The organism is Streptosporangium roseum DSM 43021, from assembly GCF_000024865.1.
Classification (GTDB): domain Bacteria; phylum Actinomycetota; class Actinomycetes; order Streptosporangiales; family Streptosporangiaceae; genus Streptosporangium; species Streptosporangium roseum.
This window is the reverse complement of sequence record NC_013595.1, coordinates 1,573,368-1,591,654: the sequence shown is the minus strand read 5'-3', so window position 1 is coordinate 1,591,654 and position 18,287 is coordinate 1,573,368. Positions and strand designations below refer to the sequence as shown.

At 72.6% G+C, this 18,287-nt stretch carries 18 protein-coding genes; 13 read left to right on the top strand and 5 right to left on the bottom strand.

The genetic code is table 11. From position 1 onward, the window contains the following. Positions 1-138 precede the first annotated feature (138 nt). The 3 genes from ccmA to SROS_RS07230 are packed head-to-tail and all read left to right on the top strand — an operon-like array spanning position 139 to position 3,106. Entirely contained in the window at positions 139-915 is a 777-nt protein-coding gene (ccmA, locus tag SROS_RS07240) for a heme ABC exporter ATP-binding protein CcmA (RefSeq protein ID WP_012888244.1), read from the top strand. Next, the gene (locus SROS_RS07235) at positions 912-2,402 is read left to right on the top strand and encodes a DUF6297 family protein (RefSeq protein ID WP_012888243.1); all 1,491 of its coding nucleotides are present in this window, start codon (positions 912-914) and stop codon (positions 2,400-2,402) included. The genes ccmA and SROS_RS07235 overlap by 4 nt, the downstream gene beginning before the upstream one ends. Positions 2,403-2,458: 56 nt before the next feature. Next, positions 2,459-3,106 carry a LysE family translocator gene (locus SROS_RS07230; RefSeq protein ID WP_012888242.1) on the top strand — a complete coding sequence of 216 codons (648 nt, stop codon included), beginning with the start codon at positions 2,459-2,461 and terminating at the stop codon, positions 3,104-3,106. Between the two features lie 118 nt (positions 3,107-3,224). Here SROS_RS07230 and SROS_RS07225 read toward each other — a convergent pair whose 3' ends face one another. Next, a complete protein-coding gene (locus tag SROS_RS07225; protein WP_012888241.1) occupies positions 3,225-4,178 on the bottom strand; it encodes an aldose epimerase family protein in 954 nt (317 codons plus the stop codon). After that, positions 4,175-5,146 (bottom strand): LacI family DNA-binding transcriptional regulator, encoded by a 972-nt coding sequence (locus SROS_RS07220; protein WP_012888240.1) that lies wholly within the window; start codon positions 5,144-5,146, stop codon positions 4,175-4,177. The genes SROS_RS07225 and SROS_RS07220 overlap by 4 nt, the downstream gene beginning before the upstream one ends. A gap of 262 nt (positions 5,147-5,408) precedes the next feature. Here SROS_RS07220 and SROS_RS07215 point away from each other — a divergent pair, with 262 nt between their 5' ends. From SROS_RS07215 to SROS_RS07175, 9 genes are all read left to right on the top strand, one after another. Further along, positions 5,409-6,323: a carbohydrate ABC transporter permease gene (locus tag SROS_RS07215; RefSeq protein ID WP_012888239.1), complete on the top strand. Its 915-nt coding sequence runs from the start codon at positions 5,409-5,411 to the stop codon at positions 6,321-6,323. Then, complete coding sequence (locus tag SROS_RS07210; protein ID WP_012888238.1) at positions 6,320-7,201, top strand: carbohydrate ABC transporter permease; 882 nt, start codon at positions 6,320-6,322, stop codon at positions 7,199-7,201. Before SROS_RS07215 ends, SROS_RS07210 begins: the two co-directional genes overlap by 4 nt. A 7-nt stretch (positions 7,202-7,208) precedes the next feature. Next, entirely contained in the window at positions 7,209-8,090 is an 882-nt protein-coding gene (locus SROS_RS07205; protein ID WP_012888237.1) for an NAD-dependent epimerase/dehydratase family protein, read from the top strand. Between the two features lie 4 nt (positions 8,091-8,094). Further along, positions 8,095-8,970, top strand: coding sequence for a 5-dehydro-4-deoxyglucarate dehydratase (locus tag SROS_RS07200; RefSeq protein WP_012888236.1), 876 nt, complete (start codon positions 8,095-8,097; stop codon positions 8,968-8,970). 46 nt (positions 8,971-9,016) lie between these two features. Then, on the top strand, positions 9,017-10,072 hold the full coding sequence (locus SROS_RS07195; protein WP_012888235.1) for a mandelate racemase/muconate lactonizing enzyme family protein: 1,056 nt from the start codon (positions 9,017-9,019) through the stop codon (positions 10,070-10,072). Next, positions 10,069-12,114 carry a DUF6807 family protein gene (locus SROS_RS54175; protein ID WP_012888234.1) on the top strand — a complete coding sequence of 682 codons (2,046 nt, stop codon included), beginning with the start codon at positions 10,069-10,071 and terminating at the stop codon, positions 12,112-12,114. The genes SROS_RS07195 and SROS_RS54175 overlap by 4 nt, the downstream gene beginning before the upstream one ends. Then, positions 12,111-12,698: a beta-xylosidase family glycoside hydrolase gene (locus SROS_RS07185; protein ID WP_012888233.1), complete on the top strand. Its 588-nt coding sequence runs from the start codon at positions 12,111-12,113 to the stop codon at positions 12,696-12,698. The genes SROS_RS54175 and SROS_RS07185 overlap by 4 nt, the downstream gene beginning before the upstream one ends. Continuing rightward, complete coding sequence (locus SROS_RS07180; protein WP_012888232.1) at positions 12,682-13,998, top strand: ABC transporter substrate-binding protein; 1,317 nt, start codon at positions 12,682-12,684, stop codon at positions 13,996-13,998. The genes SROS_RS07185 and SROS_RS07180 overlap by 17 nt, the downstream gene beginning before the upstream one ends. 121 nt (positions 13,999-14,119) lie before the next feature. Beyond that, positions 14,120-15,427 (top strand): pectate lyase family protein, encoded by a 1,308-nt coding sequence (locus tag SROS_RS07175; protein ID WP_012888231.1) that lies wholly within the window; start codon positions 14,120-14,122, stop codon positions 15,425-15,427. Positions 15,428-15,709: 282 nt separating this feature from the next. On the opposite strand, the gene SROS_RS07170 is transcribed toward SROS_RS07175, so the two are convergent. The 3 genes from SROS_RS07170 to SROS_RS07160 are packed head-to-tail and all read right to left on the bottom strand — an operon-like array spanning position 15,710 to position 17,065. Continuing rightward, on the bottom strand, positions 15,710-16,360 hold the full coding sequence (locus SROS_RS07170) for a TetR/AcrR family transcriptional regulator (protein WP_012888230.1): 651 nt from the start codon (positions 16,358-16,360) through the stop codon (positions 15,710-15,712). Positions 16,361-16,407: 47 nt separating this feature from the next. Next, entirely contained in the window at positions 16,408-16,680 is a 273-nt protein-coding gene (locus SROS_RS07165) for a hypothetical protein (RefSeq protein ID WP_012888229.1), read from the bottom strand. Further along, the gene (locus SROS_RS07160; RefSeq protein WP_012888228.1) at positions 16,673-17,065 is read right to left on the bottom strand and encodes a DUF1622 domain-containing protein; all 393 of its coding nucleotides are present in this window, start codon (positions 17,063-17,065) and stop codon (positions 16,673-16,675) included. Before SROS_RS07160 ends, SROS_RS07165 begins: the two co-directional genes overlap by 8 nt. Before the next feature lie 214 nt (positions 17,066-17,279). Here SROS_RS07160 and SROS_RS07155 point away from each other — a divergent pair, with 214 nt between their 5' ends. After that, positions 17,280-18,233: a S41 family peptidase gene (locus SROS_RS07155; protein WP_012888227.1), complete on the top strand. Its 954-nt coding sequence runs from the start codon at positions 17,280-17,282 to the stop codon at positions 18,231-18,233. The last annotated feature ends 54 nt before the right edge of the window (positions 18,234-18,287 follow it).

Sequence of the window (18,287 nt, the reverse complement as noted above, 5' to 3'; positions counted from 1 at the left end):
CTCCCATGGCAGGCCGCTCGTGGCCGTTCCACCCGTACCTGACCCGCCCGTGGCAGGCCACCCGTCGCAGACCGCTCGTGGCCGTTCCACCCGTGGCAGGGGCGCGCGGGCGGGACCGGCACTGGCTACGCTCAAACGGTGCCTACACCGATCATCACTGCCCGCGACATCGAGGTGGATCTCGGCGGCAACCCTGTTCTGCGAGACGTCGGCCTGACGGCCGTACCCGGCGAGATCGTCGCCGTGATCGGCGCGAACGGCGCGGGGAAGTCGACGCTGCTGCGCTGCCTGGCCGGGCTGCAGTCCCCTCTCTCGGGAGAGCTCGACGTGCTGGGGGGCCCGCCGAGGGACGACGCCGCCTTCTGGCGTGACGTCGTCCTCGTGGGAGACGAACCGGCGTGGTACCCGGGACTGACGGTCCGCGAGCACCTGGAGCTGATGCGCGCCGTCCACACGCCGCCCCGCCTGGAGGTCGACGCGGCGCTGGAACTGTTCGATCTGGAGCGGCGGGCGGACGCCTCGCCGCTGACCCTCTCCACCGGCCAGCGGCAGCGGCTCTCGCTGGCGAACGCCCTGCTCCGGCCGAGCCGGCTGCTCCTGCTCGACGAGCCCGAACGCGGGCTCGACTCCACCTTCCGGCAGCACCTGGCGACGATCCTGAGGGAGTACGCGACCGCCGGCGGCACAGTGATCATGGCCACCCACGACCTCCGGCTCGCCGAGGCCACCCTGGCCCGCCAGGTCGTGCTGACGGACGGGCATGCGGCGGACGGGCCCTCCGGGAACGAGCCCCCGGCGGACGGGCACCCGAGGAGCGGACACTCAGGAGACGGGCACCTGGAGAACGAGCACCCCCGGAACGGGCATCCGGGGAACGGGCATCCGCGAGACGGGCAGCCGGGGGGCAGGGCGTGAGCGGCGTCTCGGAGGTCCGCGCGTTCATCCGGTCGCGCCGCCGTACCCGCGCGAGCTGGCTGGACCGCTACACCGCCCTGTTCGGGCTGGCGATAGGGGCAGCGGTGCTGGCCCAGCCTGCCTCCTCCGCGCTGGCGGCCGTCGCCCGGCAGGCCGATCCGTCGCGGATGGGGGCCGGAGTGGCTCTCGTCGCCCTGGTCTACGCGGGCCTGCTCGCCGTCGCCCGCGCGGTGGGCCCGGTCGCGGTGCCGGCCTCCGACGCCGCCTGGCTGGTGCTGTCCCCGCTCGACCGCCGCGGCGTGCTGGGACGGACCGCGAGGCTTCTCCTCGTGATCTCCGTGCTGGCCGGGACCGCGCTCGGGGTGGGCCTGCTCGCCGTGCTGGGCGCGCCCGACCAGCTGGCGGTGCGGCTGGTCGCCGCCGTGGTCCTGGGCGTGTCGGCGGCGGCCGGCGGCATGGCGCTGGCCGTGCTCTCGCAGTCGTCGCAGACCTGGAACTCATGGCTGCAGGTGGCTCTCGTCGCGATCACGGTGCTCGCGGGGGTCGCGGCGCTGTCGGCGTCGGGGCCCGCGCGCCGGATCCTCCCCTCCGTCGCGTCCGCGCCCGTGACGCTCGGCGCGGCCCTGGCGGGTGTGGCCGCGGTGGCGGCCGCCCTGCTCGTACGGCGGGCGTGGTCGTCCCTGGCCCGGATCCCGGCGCGGAGCCTGCTGGCCGCCTCCACCCGCGCCGGTCACGTGGCCGGCGCGGCCGTCGGCATGGACCCCGGCGCCCTGACCTGGATCGCCGAGGACAACCACTGGCGAGGGCGTGCCCTGCGCTCGCGGCCGTGGCCGCCGCTGCCCGCCCCGCTGGCCCTGGCCTGGCAGGACTGGCGCCGCCTGGGCCGGCGCCCTGGACGGCCGGCCGTCCTGCTCGGAGCCGCCGCGCTCCCCTCGCTGGCCGCCCAGGCCTCCGGGGGCGTCACCGCGATCACGGTGGGCGCCCTGCTCGCCGGCGCGCTGGCCGCCGCGGTGGCGGGCACCTCGGGTGCGCGCCGCGACAGGGACAATCCGAGTCTCGCGCGCCTGCTCGGCGTCGACGCCCGCGCCGCCCTCGCCGCGCGGGCGCTGCTGCCGGCGCTGCTGAGCGCCGTCTGGCTCTCCCTGGCCCTGACCGGTCTGGTCCTGGCCGGCACGCTCGCGGAGGGCCCGTGGTGGCTCTTCGGGCCGCCGGCCGCTCCCGTCCTGGCCGCCGCGGGCCTGCGGATGGCGCGGCGGAGCCCCGTCGACCACGCGATGCCGATCATCGAGACGCCGGCCGGAGCGGTGCCCACCGGCCCGGTGCTGTGGGGGTTGACCGGCGTCGACCTGGCGGTGCTGGGCTGCCTTCCGCTGGCGCTGGCGCTGGCCGCCCAGCCGTCCGCGCTCGGCGGCTTCCTGGCCGCCCAGGCACTGGCCGGAGTCGTGGTCCTCTCGTCGTACCTGCTCCGCGCGGCGAAGGGCCGCTGAGGAGGCCCGCGGAAAAGCCCGGGCGATCAGAGAGCGGGCGAGTCTAAGATCCTGATATGCCCGATCTGACAACGCTCGCCCTCTTCGCTGCCGCGCCCCTGGCCCTGCTGCTCGTGCCGGGTCCCGCGGTGCTCTACATCGTGACCCGCAGCGTCGCCCAGGGCCGCGGCGCGGGGATGGTGTCGGTGCTGGGCATCCACCTCGGCTCCGTGGTCCATGTGGCCGCCGCCGCCCTCGGTGTCAGCGCCCTGCTGGCCGCCTCGGCGACCGCGTTCGCCGTGGTCAAGTATCTGGGCGCGGCCTACCTGGTCTGGCTGGGCATCCGGAAGCTGATGTCCCGCCCGGACGACGCCGAGGCGGCCGGGCCGCCGGTCGCGAGCCGGTCCCGGATGTTCTGGGAGGGCTTCGTGGTCAACGTGCTCAACCCGAAGACCGCGATCTTCTTCCTGGCCTTCCTGCCCCAGTTCACCGACCCCTCCCGGGGTCCGATCGCCCCGCAGATCCTGCTGCTCGGCGTGATCTGGATCACGCTCGGCATGGCCAGTGACGGTGCCTTCGCCCTGCTCGCCTCGGCCATGGCGGGCCGCCTGCGCCGCTCCGCCCGCGCCCGCCGCCGCCTGGACGTCACCAGCGGCGTGGTCTACATCGGCCTGGGCGCCGTGGCCGCGTTCACCGGTGAGAACGCCGCGGCCGCCAGAGCCTAGGCCCCCGTCTCCCCGGGGAGACTCCGCCCGGATCTCCATCGCGGGAGGTCCGCCGGGCGCGAGTCTCGCCTGCTCGCCGGGGGACCTCCCCAGCCCCGGTCCGGACACCCCCGCGGCGTCAGGGGAACCGGTAGACGGTCGTGGAGGCGAACTCCTCGCCGGGGCGCAGCACCGTGGACGGGAAGTGCTCCCGGTTGGGCGAGTCGGGGAAGTGCTGGGTCTCCAGGCAGAGCCCGGCGTGCCTGCCGTACGCGGTGGCGACGCCGTCCAGGAGGTTGCCCGAGTAGAACTGGACGCCCGGCTCGGTGGTGGAGACCTCCATGACGCGGCCGCCGGCCGGTTCGACGACCTCGATGCCGCCGCGCAGGACGTAGCAGTGGTCGTAGCCGCCGCCCAGCCGCGGGTCCGCGATCCGCGCGCCGATCTCGTGGGGCGTCGTGAAGTCGAACGGGGTGCCCGCCACCGGGGCGAGCTCCCCGGTCGGGATCTGCGAGGAGTCCACCGGCAGGTAGCGGTCGGCGTCGATGCGGACAACGTGCTTGAGGACGTCGCCGCTCCCGGCGAGGTTGAAGTAGGAGTGGTTGGTCAGGTTGAGCACGGTCGGCGCGTCGGTGGTCGCGCGGTAGTCCAGCCGGAGCGCGTCCTCGGTCAGCGTGTAGGTGAGCGAGACGGTCAGGGTGCCCGGGTAGCCCTCCTCCCCGTCGGCGCTGACGTACTCCAGCGTCACCGCCGTGCCGGAGACCTCCGCCACCCGCCACACGCGACTGGAGAACCCGCCCGGCCCGCCGTGCAGGCTGTTGGGCCCGTTGTTCACCGGCAGCCTGTGGGTGACGCCGTCGAGGGTGAACCGCCCGCCCGCGATGCGGTTGCCGTACCTGCCGACGACCGCGCCGAAGTAGCGGCTGCGCGTCAGGTAGTCCTCCAGGGTGTCGCAGCCGAGCACCACGTTGACCCCGGAGACCTCCAGGGACTGCAGGATCGCGCCGTAGCCGAGCACCGAGGCGCGCATCCGCCCGGCGGCCAGCACGTGCCGCTCGACCTTCTCCCCCGACGGGGTGGTTCCGAAGTTCACGATCGCGCCTCTCCGGTGGATTCCCGGACGACCAGGCCGGTCTCCAGGGTGATCAGGGTGGGGGTGGCGCCGTCGTCGACGGACTGCAGCAGCAGGTCCACGGCCATCCGGCCGGCGGCGGCCGTGGGCATGGCCACGGTGGTCAGCTTCGGCCGGTTCAGCCGGCCGGACACGATGTCGTCGACGCCGACCACGCTGATGTCGCCGGGGACCCGCACGCCACGCTCGTAGAGCCCCTCGATGAGCCCGATCGCGACCAGGTCGTTGTAGGCGAGCACGCCGGTGGCGCCGGAGGCGATCACCTCGGCGGCGACGGCGAGGCCGCCCTGCTCGGTGGGGGCGTTGGGGCCGAGGATGACCAGGTCGACGCCGTCCATCGCGGCGGCGGCCTCGCGCATCTCCCCGCTGGTCCACGAGCCGCCCGGCCCGGAGAGCAGGGCGATCCTGCGGTGGCCCAGCCGGGTCAGGTGCTCGATCGCGAGCCGGGCGCCCTGGCCGACGTCCATCAGTATGGTCGGCATGCCCTTCACCCGCCGGTTCACCACGACGAACGGCACGTCGGCGCGGAGCCGTTCGATGGCCCGGTTGGACAGCCGCGGGCTGCACAGCAGCACGCCGTCGACCTGCTTGGTGAGGGTCTGGATCAGCTCCTCCTCCACCTGCGGGTCCTCGTCGGTGTCGGCCACGAAGACGTGGTAGTCGCGCGCCCTGGCGTGCGCCTGGGCGGCCTTGATGAGCGGCGGGAAGAAGGGGTTGGAGATGTCGGCGACGATCAGGCCGAGATTGTGGGTCCGGCCCGTGGTGAGCGCGCGGGCGGCGCGGTTGGGGCGGTAGCCGAGGTTCTCGGCGACGGCGAGGACACGGGTGCGCGTCTCGGCGTTCACCAGATGAGGCGCCGAGAAGGTGCGGGACACGGTGGAGACATGGACTCCCGATGCCTGCGCCACGTCTCTGATCGTCGCTGCCACTGTGCTCCTTTGTCGCGCTCTGCTGCACATTAGTGCAAACGGTTGCATCCCTGTCAACGCCGCATGATCCAGCCGTCCGGAGCACCGTAGGACCGGTTGCGGTGCCGTGCAGCCTGTCAACGCCGACAAATCCGCTGATAAGCGGGGGTTTACCAAATTGAGCCCTTGACGTTGCATTCCGATGTCCGCAATGTTTCATGCAACCGGTTGCAGCCTCTGGCGCCGAAAGTCCCTCACGCCGAATCGGAAGGAGTTGCCGGCCATGGCAATCACTACGGCGGATCCCCGGATACGCCGCCGACCAGGCCGCGCGGCCCGAACGCCCTACCTGCTGATCGCCCCCGCCGTGACCGGGATGCTCGGCTTCCTCGTCTACCCGATGGCCAGCGTCGTCTACTACAGCCTGCAGCACTACAACGTCACCAAGCCCTGGGACAACGGCTTCGCCGGGCTGGACAACTTCCGCAGGCTGCTGCTGGAGGACCCGCTGTTCTGGCAGAGCCTCGGTTTCAGCCTCAAGTGGGTCGGCGTCGAGGTGGTCCTGCAGCTGCTGTTCGGCCTGGCCCTGGCCCTGATCGTGAACGAGAGCTTCGTCGGCCGCGGGCTGTCACGGGCGCTGGTGTTCTCTCCCTGGGCGGTGTCCGGGGTGCTGACCACCGGCATCTGGGTGCTGCTGTACAACCCGACGACCGGCGTCTCGCGCTACCTCGCCGACCTGGGGATCATGCAGTACGGCGCCGCCCCGCTGGCCAACCCCGACACCGTCTTCTGGGCGGCCGTGCTCGCCGAGCTCTGGCGCGGGGTGCCGTTCTTCGCCATCCTGCTCCTGGCCGACCTGCAGAGCATCCCCGGCGAGCTCTACGAGGCGGCCTCGGTGGACGGCGCCTCGCGCCGGCGGCGGTTCTTCCACATCACCCTCCCCCACCTCAAGGACGCGATCATCCTGTCCACGCTGCTGCGCTGCGTGTGGGAGTTCAACAACGTCGACCTGCTCTACACCCTGACCGGCGGCGGACCGGCCCACGCGACGACCACGCTGCCGCTGTACGTGGCGGGCAAGGCCGTGCAGTCCCACGACTTCGGGTACGGCTCGGCGCTGACGACCGCCGCCTTCCTGATCCTCACCTTCTTCTCCATCGCCTATCTGCGGCTGAGCAAGTTCGGAGCGAAGACATGACAGTCCAGACGGTCCATCGGCCGCGGCTGGCCGCGTCCGCACCGGAGCCCCGGCTCAGAGGTGGCGAGAGGAACAAGGTCAGCCGCTGGCAGATCTGGGTCCCGCTCGGGCTCTACCTGCTGTTCACGCTCGTCCCCTTCTACTGGATGCTGGTGTTCGCGTTCCGGCCCCGGGGTTCGAGCTCGCTGCTGCCCTGGCCGATCACGTTCGACAACTTCGCGACGGTCTGGAACGAGCTCGGCTTCGCGATGTTCTTCAAGAACAGCCTGATGGTCGGCGCCGCCTCCCTGATCATGACCACGGTCATCGCGCTGGCCGGCGGCTACGCCCTGGCCCGCTACGAGTTCCGCGGCAAGCGGCTGTTCATGCTCGGCATGCTCTGCACCCAGTTCATCCCCGGCGCCATGATGCTGATCCCGCTGTTCGAGATCTTCCGGACCCTCGGCCTGGTCAACTCGCTGTGGAGTCTGGTGATCGCCGAGACGGTCTTCCAGCTCCCGCTCTCCCTCATCCTGATCAGCGGCTTCATCAAGAACGTGCCGGTGGAGCTGGAGCAGGCCGCCTGGGTGGACGGCTGCGGCCGGCTGCGCGCCTTCTTCGCCGTGGTGCTGCCGCTGCTGCGCCCGGCGCTGGTCGCGGTCGGCTCGTTCGCCTTCATCCACAGCTGGAACAACTTCCTGTTCGCGCTGATGTTCGTCAACGAGCAGGAGAAGTTCACGGTGCCCGTCGGCCTCGCCTACACGCTGGGCGAGTTCAGCGTCGACTTCGGCGCGCTGGCCGCGGGCGGCGTCGTCGCCGCCGTGCCCGTCGTGCTGGTCTTCGCCGTCATCCAGCGCTACCTGGTGCAGGGCATGTCGGCCGGAGCGGTGAAGGGGTGAGCCCGCGATGACACGCACTCTGGTCACCGGGAGCGCCGGGCGGTTCGGCCGCAGCGTGGTCACCGCGCTGGCCGAGGCCGGGCACGAGGTGATCGGCGTGGACACCGCGCCGGGCACCCCCTCCGTGGCCGCCGCCGTGCTTCCCGCCGACCTGACCGACCTGGGCGAGGCCTTCGGGGTGATGTCGCGGTTCCGCCCCGACGCCGTGGTGCACCTGGCCGCGATCGCCACCCCGTTCAGCCGGACCGACTCCTTCACCTTCCGGGTCAACACCCAGCTCGCGTTCAACGTGTGCGAGACGGCCACCGGGGTCGGGGTCGAGCGGATCGTGATCGCCAGCAGCCCGACGGTCATCGGGTACGGCACCGCGGGCTGGACCCCCTCCTACCTGCCGATCGACGAGGATCACCCGGTCGCCCCCTGGAACGCCTACAGCCTGTCCAAGCTGGTCGCCGAGCAGGTGATGGGCACGTTCGCGCGCGGCTCGAAGGCGATGCTGGCGGCGGTGCGGCCGTGCTTCGTCGTCGCGCCCGAGGAATGGGCCGGCGCGCCCACCCAGTCCGGGCACACGATCGCCGAGCGGCTGGACCGGCCGGAGATCGCCGGGGTGTCGCTGTTCAACTACATCGACGCCCGCGACGCCTCCGAGCTGGTGCTGACCCTGCTGGACAAGCTGCCCGAACTGCCCAACGGCGAGGTGTTCTTCGCGAGCGCGGCCGACGCGCTGGCCCGCGAACCCCTGGCCGGGCTTCTCCCCCGGATCAACCCCGCCACCGCGGGACTCGCCGCCGGACTGACCGGCTCGGCCCCCGCTTTCTCCTCCGCCAAAGCCGGCCGGCTGCTCGGCTGGCAGGCCAAGCGGAGCTGGCGCACAGAGATTGGAGCCTGAGTAGATGGATCTCAGCGGAGTGCTGTTCTTCCCGGTCACCCCGTTCGACGCCGGCGGCGCCCTGGCCGGGGACGTGCTGGCGGAGCACCTGCGGCGCGGGCTGGAGCACCGGCCGGGGGGCGTCTTCGTGGCCTGCGGCACCGGCGAGTTCTCCGCGCTGTCGGAGGCCGAGCACGCACGGGCGGTGCGGATAGCGACCGAGACGGTGGGCGGCCGGGTACCGGTCCTGGCGGGAGCCGGCGGCCCGATCGGCGCCGCGCTCGCCCAGGCCCGCGCGGCCGGGGACGCCGGCGCCGACGGCCTGCTGCTCATGCCGCCCTATCTGGCGAGCGGTCCGCGCGAGGGCTACGCGGCCTACGTCGCGGCGGTCTCCGAGGTGCTGCCGACGATCGTCTACCAGCGCGGCCCGGTCGTGCTGGACCCCGAGCAGGCCGTCGAGCTGGCCCGGCTCCCCGGCGTGGTGGGGATCAAGGACGGCGTCGGCGACATCGACCGGATGCAGCGGACCGTGCTGGCCGTACGGGAGGAGCGGCCGGACTTCCTGTTCTTCAACGGGCTGCCGACGGCCGAGCTGACCATGCCCGCCTACCGCGGCATCGGCGTGGAGCTCTACTCCAGCGCGGTGTTCTGCTTCGCCCCGGAGATCGCCACCGCCTACCTGAACGGCGACGAACGGCTGATCAAGGAGTTCTACGCCCCGCTGGTACGGCTGCGCGACAAGGTGCCCGGCTACGCGGTGTCCCTGGTCAAGGCCGGGGTGCGGCATCGCGGGCTGGACGTGGGCGGGGTCCGCCCGCCGCTGGTCGAGCCCTCCGCCGAGCATCTGGACGAGCTCGTGCGACTGATCAAGTCGGGTCTGGCCCTGGTGGGTGCCCAATGATCGCCGAGCGGTCCGGGAGCCGCGGACGAGAAGCGGCGGGCGACCGATGATCACAGAACTGAGGACGACGCTGCGGACCGTGCCGCTGCCCCGGCCGTGGGGAGCCGGCGTGCCCGCCAACCACGTGATCACCGTCGAGCTGACGCTGGCGGACGGACGGACCGGGACCGGGTTCTCGTGGACCCCGCAGATCGGGGCCCGAGCCGTACAGGCGCTGCTGGACAACGAGATCCGCGAGGCCGTCATCGGCCTCGAACCGCACCCGGAGGTCGTCTGGGACCGGCTCTGGCGGCACCTGCGGGAGGCGGGCGGCGGCGGGCTGACCACGATCGCGCTGGCCGGGGTGGACCTGGCGCTGTGGGACCTGCGCTGCGGCGACGCCGGTCTGGTCGAGACCCTCGGGCGGCGGCGCGACAGCGTCCCGGTGTACGGCAGCGGCGTGAACCTGCACTACTCGCCGGAGGAGCTGGTCGCGCAGGCCGGGCGGTGGCGCGCGGCGGGGTATCCGGCGGTGAAGGTCAAGGTGGGCCGCGACTCGCTGAGGGAGGACGTGGCGCGGGTCGCCGCGGTGCGCGAGGTGATCGGGCCCGACACCCTGCTCATGGTCGACGCCAACCAGCGCTGGGACCTGCCGAGGGCCCGGCGGGCGATCGCGGCGCTGGCGGAGTACGACCTGCACTGGGTCGAGGAACCGTTGCCCGCCGACGACGTGACCGGGCAGGCCCGGCTCCGCGCCGGCGTCGACGTTCCGATCGCCGTCGGGGAAAGCGCTTACTCCGTCTACGAGTTCCGGGACCTGCTGGTCGCCGGGGCCTGCGACGTCCTGCAGCCGAACGTGGTGCGGGTCGGCGGGATCACCCCGCTGCTCAGGATCGCCGAGCTGGCCAGGACGTTCGACGTGCCGGTCTACCCGCACCTGCTGCCGGAGATCTCCGGCCAGCTCGCGCTGGCCCTGCCGCTGCCGTGCATGGCCGAGGAGGTCGAGGACGCCTCCTTCGCCGCCCTCGGCCTGATCGCGGAGCCGTACCCCGTTTTGGTCGAGAAGGGCGAGCTGCGGGCCGGCGGCCACCGCGGCCTGGGACTGCGCTGGAGGGTGACGTGACGGGGCGGATCCCGGCGGGGAGCGGCGCCGGAACCGCGAGGGGAGGCGGCACGGCGCCGGTCCGGGTGGTGCTGGCCGGGGCGCACGGGCACGGCTGGTGGCACCTGTCGAACCTGCGCCGGCTCCACTCGGCGGGCACGGTCGAGTTCGCCGGAGTGTGCGACCTGCGGCCGGTCGAGGGGCTCCCGGAGGGCGTGGAGTTCTCCGGTGACCTGGCCGAGCTGATCGGACGGACCGGCGCCGAGGTGACGATCCTCTGCACGCCGATCCAGACCCACGCCGACCTGGCGGTCAGGGCGCTGCGCGCCGGATCGCACCTGCTGCTGGAGAAACCGCCCGCCGCCACGTTCGCCGGCTACGAGCGGATCGCCGCGGTCGCCGGGGAGACCGGGCTGGCCTGCCAGGTGGGGTTCCAGAGCCTCGGCTCGGAGGCGGTCCCGGCGGTCCGGAAGATGATCGCGGACGGGGTGGTCGGGCGGGTCACCGGGATCGGCGCGGCGGGCGCATGGGAGCGCTCCTACCCCTACTACTCGCGGGTGCCGTGGGCCGGGAGGCGCCGGCTGGACGGCGTGCCCGTGGTGGACGGCGCGCTCACCAACCCGCTGGCGCACGCGGTGGCGACCGCGCTCGCCGTCTCCGGGGCCGGGATCGACGGGATCGAGGTCGAGCTCTACCGGGCCAACGCGATCGAGGCGGACGACACCTCCTGCGTGCGGCTGCGCATGGACGACGGGACCGCGGTGACGGTGGCGGTCTCCCTGTGCGCGGACCGGCGGCACGAGCCGTACCTGATCGTGCACGGCGAGACCGGCCGGATCAGGCTGACCTACACCGAGGACCGCGTCGAGATCGGCGGGACCTCCGTGACGCATCCCCGGACCGACCTGCTGGAGAACCTGGTCGCGCACGTCCGCGACGGGGCGGACCTGCTGGTCCCGCTGGAGCGGACCGCCGGGTTCATGCGGGTCCTGGAGGCCGTACGGCTGGCGCCCGACCCCCTGCCGATCCCCGAGCGGTTCCAGGAGGTCGGCGAGGAACGCCGGGTCCTGCCCGGGATCGCCCGGGTCACGGCGGAGAGCGCGGAGCGCCTGGCGCTCTACTCGGAGCTCGGACTGCCCTGGGCCCTCGCGGCCGGGACGGCCGGGAACCCCACCCCGGCGGAACGGCGCACCGCGGTGACCGTGACGGCGGAGCGGGAGGCCCCGGCGGGACCGCCGGACCTCTCCGGGGCCGGGACTGTGGCGCTCGACGTCTCGGGGGTGCGGGTGGCCGAGTACGTCGTGCGGGCCGAGGTGCCGGTGACGTCGTCGCCGCGACCGTACCTGCATCCGGTGCGGACACTGGGCGGGACGGCCGTGACGGAGGTCGCCCCCGCCGACCACGTGCACCACCTGGGGGTGAGCGTGGCGGTCTCCGACGTGGGCGGGGCCAACTTCTGGGGCGGGCGCACCTACGTCCGCGACCGGGGACCGGCCTGGCTGGGAGACCACGGGACGCAGCGGCACCTCGGTTTCTCCCGGCGGGATCCCGCCGGGTTCGGGGAGTCGCTGGCCTGGGTGGGGCCGGACGGCACCGAGCTCGCCCGTGAGACGCGCGAGGTCCGCGCCACGGGGATGGACGGGTGCTGGGCGCTCGACTTCTCCTTCACGCTGACGAACCTCACCGGCGATCCGCTGCCGGTGCGGAGCTCGGCCACCAAGGGACGTGCCGGGGCGGGCTACGGCGGGTTCTTCTGGCGGGCCCCCGGCTCCGCCCGGGACCGCCGGGTCTTCACCGAGGACGCCGAAGGCGAGGACGCCGTCCACGGATCGCGGGCCCCCTGGCTCGCCATGTCGTCGGCCGAGTGGACCCTGGTCTTCGTCCAGCGGGCGGACCCCTGGTTCGTCCGGGTCGTGGACTACCCGGGCGCGGGCCCCGCGCTCGCCTGGGACACGCCGCTGCTCGTCGAGGACACCCTCACCCGCAGGGTCGTCACCGTCGTCGCGGACGGACCGCTGAGCCGTTCCGCCGCCGCGGCGCTCGCCTCGGAGGTCTCGCCGTGACGCACAGGCCGTGGACCGCCGACAACGGGGACGGGACCTACCGCGACCCGGTGCTGAACGCCGACTGGTCCGACCCCGACGTCATCCGGTGGGCGCTCAAGGACGGGAGGCTCCGGCTGGAGTGCCGTCCCGGCCCGGAGGATCCACGGCTGCGCGCGGACGTGCTGACCCAGCGTCTACCTGCGGAGTCGTTCACGGCGAGCACGACGCTGACGCTCACCGGCGGCCGCGCCGGGCTCGCCGTACTGGGAGACACCTACGCGTGGGTGGGTCTCGAACACGCGCCCGGCGGGCCGCGGCTGGTCTGCCGGGCGGACGGAGAGGATCTCATGCCGCCGGTCCCGGTGCCCGAGGCGACGGCGCGGCTGAGCGTCGTGGTCGGGCCCGGCGCGGTCTGCCGGTTCCACACCGACCGGGGAGAGGCCGGGGCCCCCTTCCAGACGACGGCGGGCCCCTGGGTGGGCGCGGTGCTCGCCCTCTTCGCCGGCGGCGAGGCGGGGCACGCGGAGTTCGGCGGTTTCACGGTCACAGCGATGTCGGGGGACATGACACAGAGAGGTAGGAGCAATGACAGCACGCTCTAAGCACCTGGCGGTCCTGGCCACGGCGCTCATGCTCGGCACCGGACTCGCCGCGTGCGGGTCGGACGACGCGGGTTCCCCCGGCGGCAAGACCACGATCACCTTCTGGGACGACAACGGCGGCCCCGCCCGCACCCCGGTGTGGCAGCACATCATCGCCGAGTTCCAGAAGGCGAACCCGACGATCACCGTCAAGTACGTCGGCATCCCGATCGCCCAGGCGCAGCAGAAGTACGACACCGCCATCGCCGGCGGCGGCCTGCCCGACGTGGGCGGTGTCTCCACCGCGATGCTGTCCAGCCTGGTGGCGCAGAAGGCGCTGGAGCCGCTGGACGGCCGGATCTCCGGCGGGGCGCTGAACGGCAGGCTGAACGACCAGGTCGTCACGTCCGTCAAGGCCACCGTGCCCGACGGCAAGACCTACATGGTGCCGATGTCCACCAACATGGGCGTGTTCTGGTACCGGACGGACTGGTTCGGGGAGGCCGGGCTGGAGCCGCCCCGGAACTGGGGCGACTTCTTCACCGCGACCGAGAAGCTGACCGACACCGCCAAGAACCGCTACGGCTTCACCATCCGCGGCGGCGCGGGCTCGATCGCGCAGATGCTGGAGGTGGTGTACGGCCAGTCCGGCATCACCGAGATCTTCGACGCCGACGGCAAGGCGACGGTCAACGACCCGAAGAACGTCGCGGCCCTGGAGAAACTGGCCGGGCTCTACAAGAAGGTCACCCCCGAGGCGGACGTCAGCAACGACTACGTGAAGATGGTCGCCCAGTTCGACGGCGGCAACATCGCGATCATGCAGCACAACCTGGGCTCGTTCAACGACCACGTCAAGACGCTGGGCAAGGACAAGGTGGCGGCCATGGCCGTGCCGAAGTCCGACGGCGGCGTCCAGGCGATCCTGTCCAACCCGGTCTCGGGGATCGGGCTGTTCGCGAGCGGCGAGAAGAAGGACGCCGCCTACAAGTTCGCCGAGTTCGCCGCGTCCAAGGCGATGAACAGCCACTGGGCGGAGAAGACCGGCGTGCTCCCGGCCAACACCGAGGTGAACGGCGAGGCCTGGATCCAGGGGCTGCCGCACATCGCCGAGGCGGTCAAGGTGCTCAACGACCCGGCGACCAAGGTCGTGCAGATGCCGTACTACCTGCCGGAGTTCAACGCGATCACCAAGACCGACATGGAGCCGGAGTTCCAGAAGGTCCTGCAGGGCACGCTGCCCGCCAAGGACTTCCTGGACGCGTTCGCGGCCAAGCTGACCGAGGCGCAGGCCTCCTACAAGCAGCGCAACGGCGGCTGAGCCGCACCCCCGGCGTTGGCGCCCCGTCTCCTGACCACGGGGCGCCCGCCCATGCCGTCCGGAAGGCTCTCGGGGGCCGTACGGAGCCTCCCCTCCCCACCTGACCCGCGGAGGAATCCCCATGAAACGAGCCGTCGCGCTCACCGCCGTCCTGTCCCTGGCGGTCCTCGCCGCCCCACCCGCCTCGGCCACGCCGGCCCCCCGCCTCGCGCCGCCCGCCTCGTACCCCGGTCCCGACCTCGGCCGCCGGACCCTCCCCGCGAACGACGGCTGGGCGGCCGAAGGCCCCGGCACCACCGGCGGCGCGGCCGCTCCGGCCGCCAACGTGCACACCGTGTCCACCCGGACCGGGCTGGCCGCCGCGCTCGCCGCTCCCTCGCCGAAGATCATCTATATCCGGGGGACCGTCGGCACCGACCGCACCTGCGCCGACTACACGACCGGCGGCTACACCCTGGACGCCTACCTGGCCGCCTACGACCCCGCGGTGTGGGGCAGGGACACCGAGCCCGCCGGCCCGCTGGAGGACGCGAGAGCCGCGTCGGCCGCGCGGCAGACCGCGAACATCAAGCTCAAGGTCGGCTCGGACACCACCATCGTCGGCCTGGGCAAGGACGCGACCATCCGCGGCGTCAACCTGCACGTGGACAAGGCCGACAACGTCATCATCCGGAACCTCACCTTCGAGGACACCGCCGACTGCTTCCCGCAGTGGGACCCGACCGACGGCGCCGAGGGCAACTGGAACTCCCTCTACGACAACATCTCGGTGACCGGCTCCACGCACGTGTGGGCCGACCACAACACCTTCACCGACGGCGACAACCCCGACTCGGGCCAGCCCCTGTACTTCGGCAGGCCGTACCAGGTCCACGACGGGCAGCTCGACATCACCGGCGGCTCCAACCACGTCACGGCCTCGTGGAACCGGTTCGCCGGCCACGACAAGACGATGCTGATCGGCTCGACCAACAACCCGGCGGCCGACTCGGGCAAGCTCAAGGTCACCGTCCACCACAACCACTTCGACAACGCGCTGCAGCGGCTCCCCCGCGTCCGCTTCGGCCAGGTGCACGTCTACAACAACTACTACGAGGTGCCGGACGCCTCGGCCTTCGTCTACGCGCTCGGCGTGGGCGTGCAGTCGCAGATCTTCGCCGAGAACAACTTCTTCCGCCTCGGCCGGGCGGTGGATCCGGCGACCCTGATCTACAACTGGGGCGGCACGTCCCTGACCACCCGGGGAAACGTGCTGCGGGTCGGCGGCAAGGTCACCCCGATCGACCTCGTCGCCGCCCACAACGCGGTCAATGACCCCGACCTCGGCGCGGACGCCGGGTGGACCCCCACCCTGCACACCGGGGTCGATCCCGCGGAGTCGGTGCGCCTGTCGGTGTCGCGGCACGCGGGAGCCGGTCACGCGCGCTAGCCGTACCCGGACCGCACACTCTGGAGCCGGGCCCGCAGACCTGACCGCACGCCCGGAAAACGGGCCGCACGCCTTGGGGCCTGACCGCACACTCTGGAGTCGGGCCCGCAGGCCTGACCGCACGCTCTGGAGTCGGGCCCGCAGGCCTGACCGCACGCTCTGGAGAACGGACCGGCCGATGGGCGGCCGGCCCGGGGGCGGCCAGGCCTCGCGGGCCCGATGGGGTCAGGCCTCGCAGGCCCGGCGGGGTCAGGCCTCGCAGGCCCGGCGGGCCCGGCGGGGTCAGGGGCGGCGGGCCCGGTCGGCGTTCATGGTCCCGCCGACGATCCGCAGCGCGTCGGCCAGGTCGCGGCCCGAGGGGGCCTGGCCGGGGTCGACCAGCCACTGCGCCAGCACGCCACTCAGCATCGCCTGGTAGAGCGAGCCGACGACCCGTGCCCTCTCGTCGCCCGTCGCCCCCGCTCCGGCCTCCCCCGAGGCCGTCTCCCCCGGGGGCGCCTCCCCCAGCGGGACGCCGATGCTCTGGAACATCTCGGCGAGTCCGAGACGGGCGGCGTCCATCGAGGCGGCGAGCTGCTCGCGGATCTCCGGCAGGCGGTCGATCTGGGCGATGAGCTCGAACTGGGTGGCCCAGACCGGCCGATGGGCGGCGAAGGACGCGATCACCTGGTCCCAGGTGGCCTCGAAGCGCTCGGCGGGCGTCGCCCCGGGGTCGGTGCCGGCGGTCAGAGCCCTTTCGATCTCGTCGCCCCACTCCTGCATCGCCTGGAAGAGCGCCGTGTTCATCAGCGCCTCCTTGGACTTGAAGTGGTAGCCGATGGCCGCCAGGCTGACGCCGGAGGCGGCGGCGATGTCGCGCGCGGTCGTGCGGGTGTATCCCTTCTCGTACAGGCAGCGCTTGGCTCCGGCCAGGAGGTCCTCACGATTTCCCATGTCCGCGAGCCTAGCCGAGCCCGAGACGATCGTCTTACGCGTTTGTCCTAGTCGGAGCCGGCGGGGAGGGGTGCCGCCGGCCGCGTCCGGAGGGAGAATCCGGCGACGACGACCTTGCGGATCACTATGGTGAGCGTCGCCACGGCGATCGCCGTCCACGTCTGCGCGAGGGAGAGGCGGAGGAGCCCCGCCGCGACGAGGAAGTCCAGCAACACCGCCATCGCGCCCCCGGGGCCGCCGCCGCGCAGCAGGGCGGCGAGCGCCGCGACCAGTCCCATGACGACGGCCAGGGCGGCGGCCGCCCGGATGACCTCATCCACCGCCGGCACCGGGCACGGGACGCGGAGCGGCCTCGGCCGCCGTACGCCCCTCCCGCTCGATCTCCCTGCTCAGGAAGAAGTTCAGGGCGGTCCTGATGGCGGCGATCGCCGCGAGTTGCCCGATCTGCGTGAAGCTCGGCGAGATGGCCGTGCGCAGCACGTCACTCGCAAGCTGGAACTCCAGCCCCAGCGCGAGGAACCGCCCCAGGAACAGCCGTACGGCGATGAACCCGTCGGCCCCGCTCCGGCGCGCGGCGACCAGGAGGAAGCGCACGAAGGCCGCGACCGCGCCGACGAAGATGACGGTCGCGCCGGCCGCCTCCACGAGGCGGACGAGCAGGTCGACGACCTCCCGGAGCGTCTCCTCGGGCAGAAGATCAAGCATGTGCTGCTGTTACCCGGTGGCCGTGGGCCTAAGCGGGAGCGCCGACGGGAGCGCCGGGGCTGCCGGCCGGGGAGAGGCGGGCGCCTCCGTCGACCGGCCACGCGGGACGGGTGCACCCCGGCCGGAGCGGGGCCGGAGGCAAGGGACCGGCCCGCCCGTGCCACCTCAGCCGGGAAAATCAGGAAATATCACCGGACCACTAGAGTCCATGGCCATGGACTGGACACCACAGGTCGAGACGCTCTGCGCGCAACTGACCGAGCACTACGTTTTCCCCGAGGTCGGGGTGGAGGTCGCGGAGATCCTGCGGAAGCGGCTGGCCGCGGGCGCCTACAGCGGGATCTCGGGAGACAAGGCGTTCGCCGCGGCGGTGACCGAGGATCTCCAGTCGGTCAACGGCGACAAGCATCTGCGGCTGATCCACAGCGTCGACGAGGTGCCGGTCGACGACCCGTTGGACGCCGCCCTCTACGCGGCGGAGATCTCGCTGTCCGGTTACGGCTTCGCCCGCGTGGAACGCCTGCCCGGGAACATCGGATACATCGACACGACGATGTTCTGCTGGCCCGAAATGGCCGGTGACCGGGCGGTGGCGGCGATGACGCTGGTCGCCGACACCGACGCGCTCGTGTTCGACGTGCGCCGCAACCGGGGCGGCTCGCCCGGCATGGTGGCGCTGATCTGCAGCTACTTCTTCGGTTTCGACGAGCCCACCCACCTCAACTCCATCTACTGGCGCGAGACCGGCCACACCAACCAGGCCTGGACCCTGCCCTACGTCCCCGGCCCGCGCTTCGGCCCCAGCAAGCCGATCTACGTCCTGACCAGTTCGCTGACGTTCTCCGGAGCCGAGGAACTCGCCTACGACCTGCAGACCCGCGACCGCGCCACGATCGTCGGCGAGCGCACCAGAGGCGGCGCCAATCCCGGAGGCCGCTACTACGTCGGCCCGCACCTGAAGTCGGCCGTCCCCTCGGGCCGCGCCGTCAACCCGGTCAGGGGCGACAACTGGGAGGGCGTCGGCGTGGCGCCGGACATCGAGGCGACGGCCGAGGAGGCGTTCGGCCGGGCCTACGGCCTGGCACTGCGGCACGTCCTCACGCTGGGCGAGGACGGCGCCCGCCGCGCGGTGGCCGCCGAGGCCCGCGAGGCCCTCGCCGCCCTTTAGCGTTCCAGCGGCGTCTCCGGCGCCGAAGCACTCCTCGGCGCCGGAGACACCAAG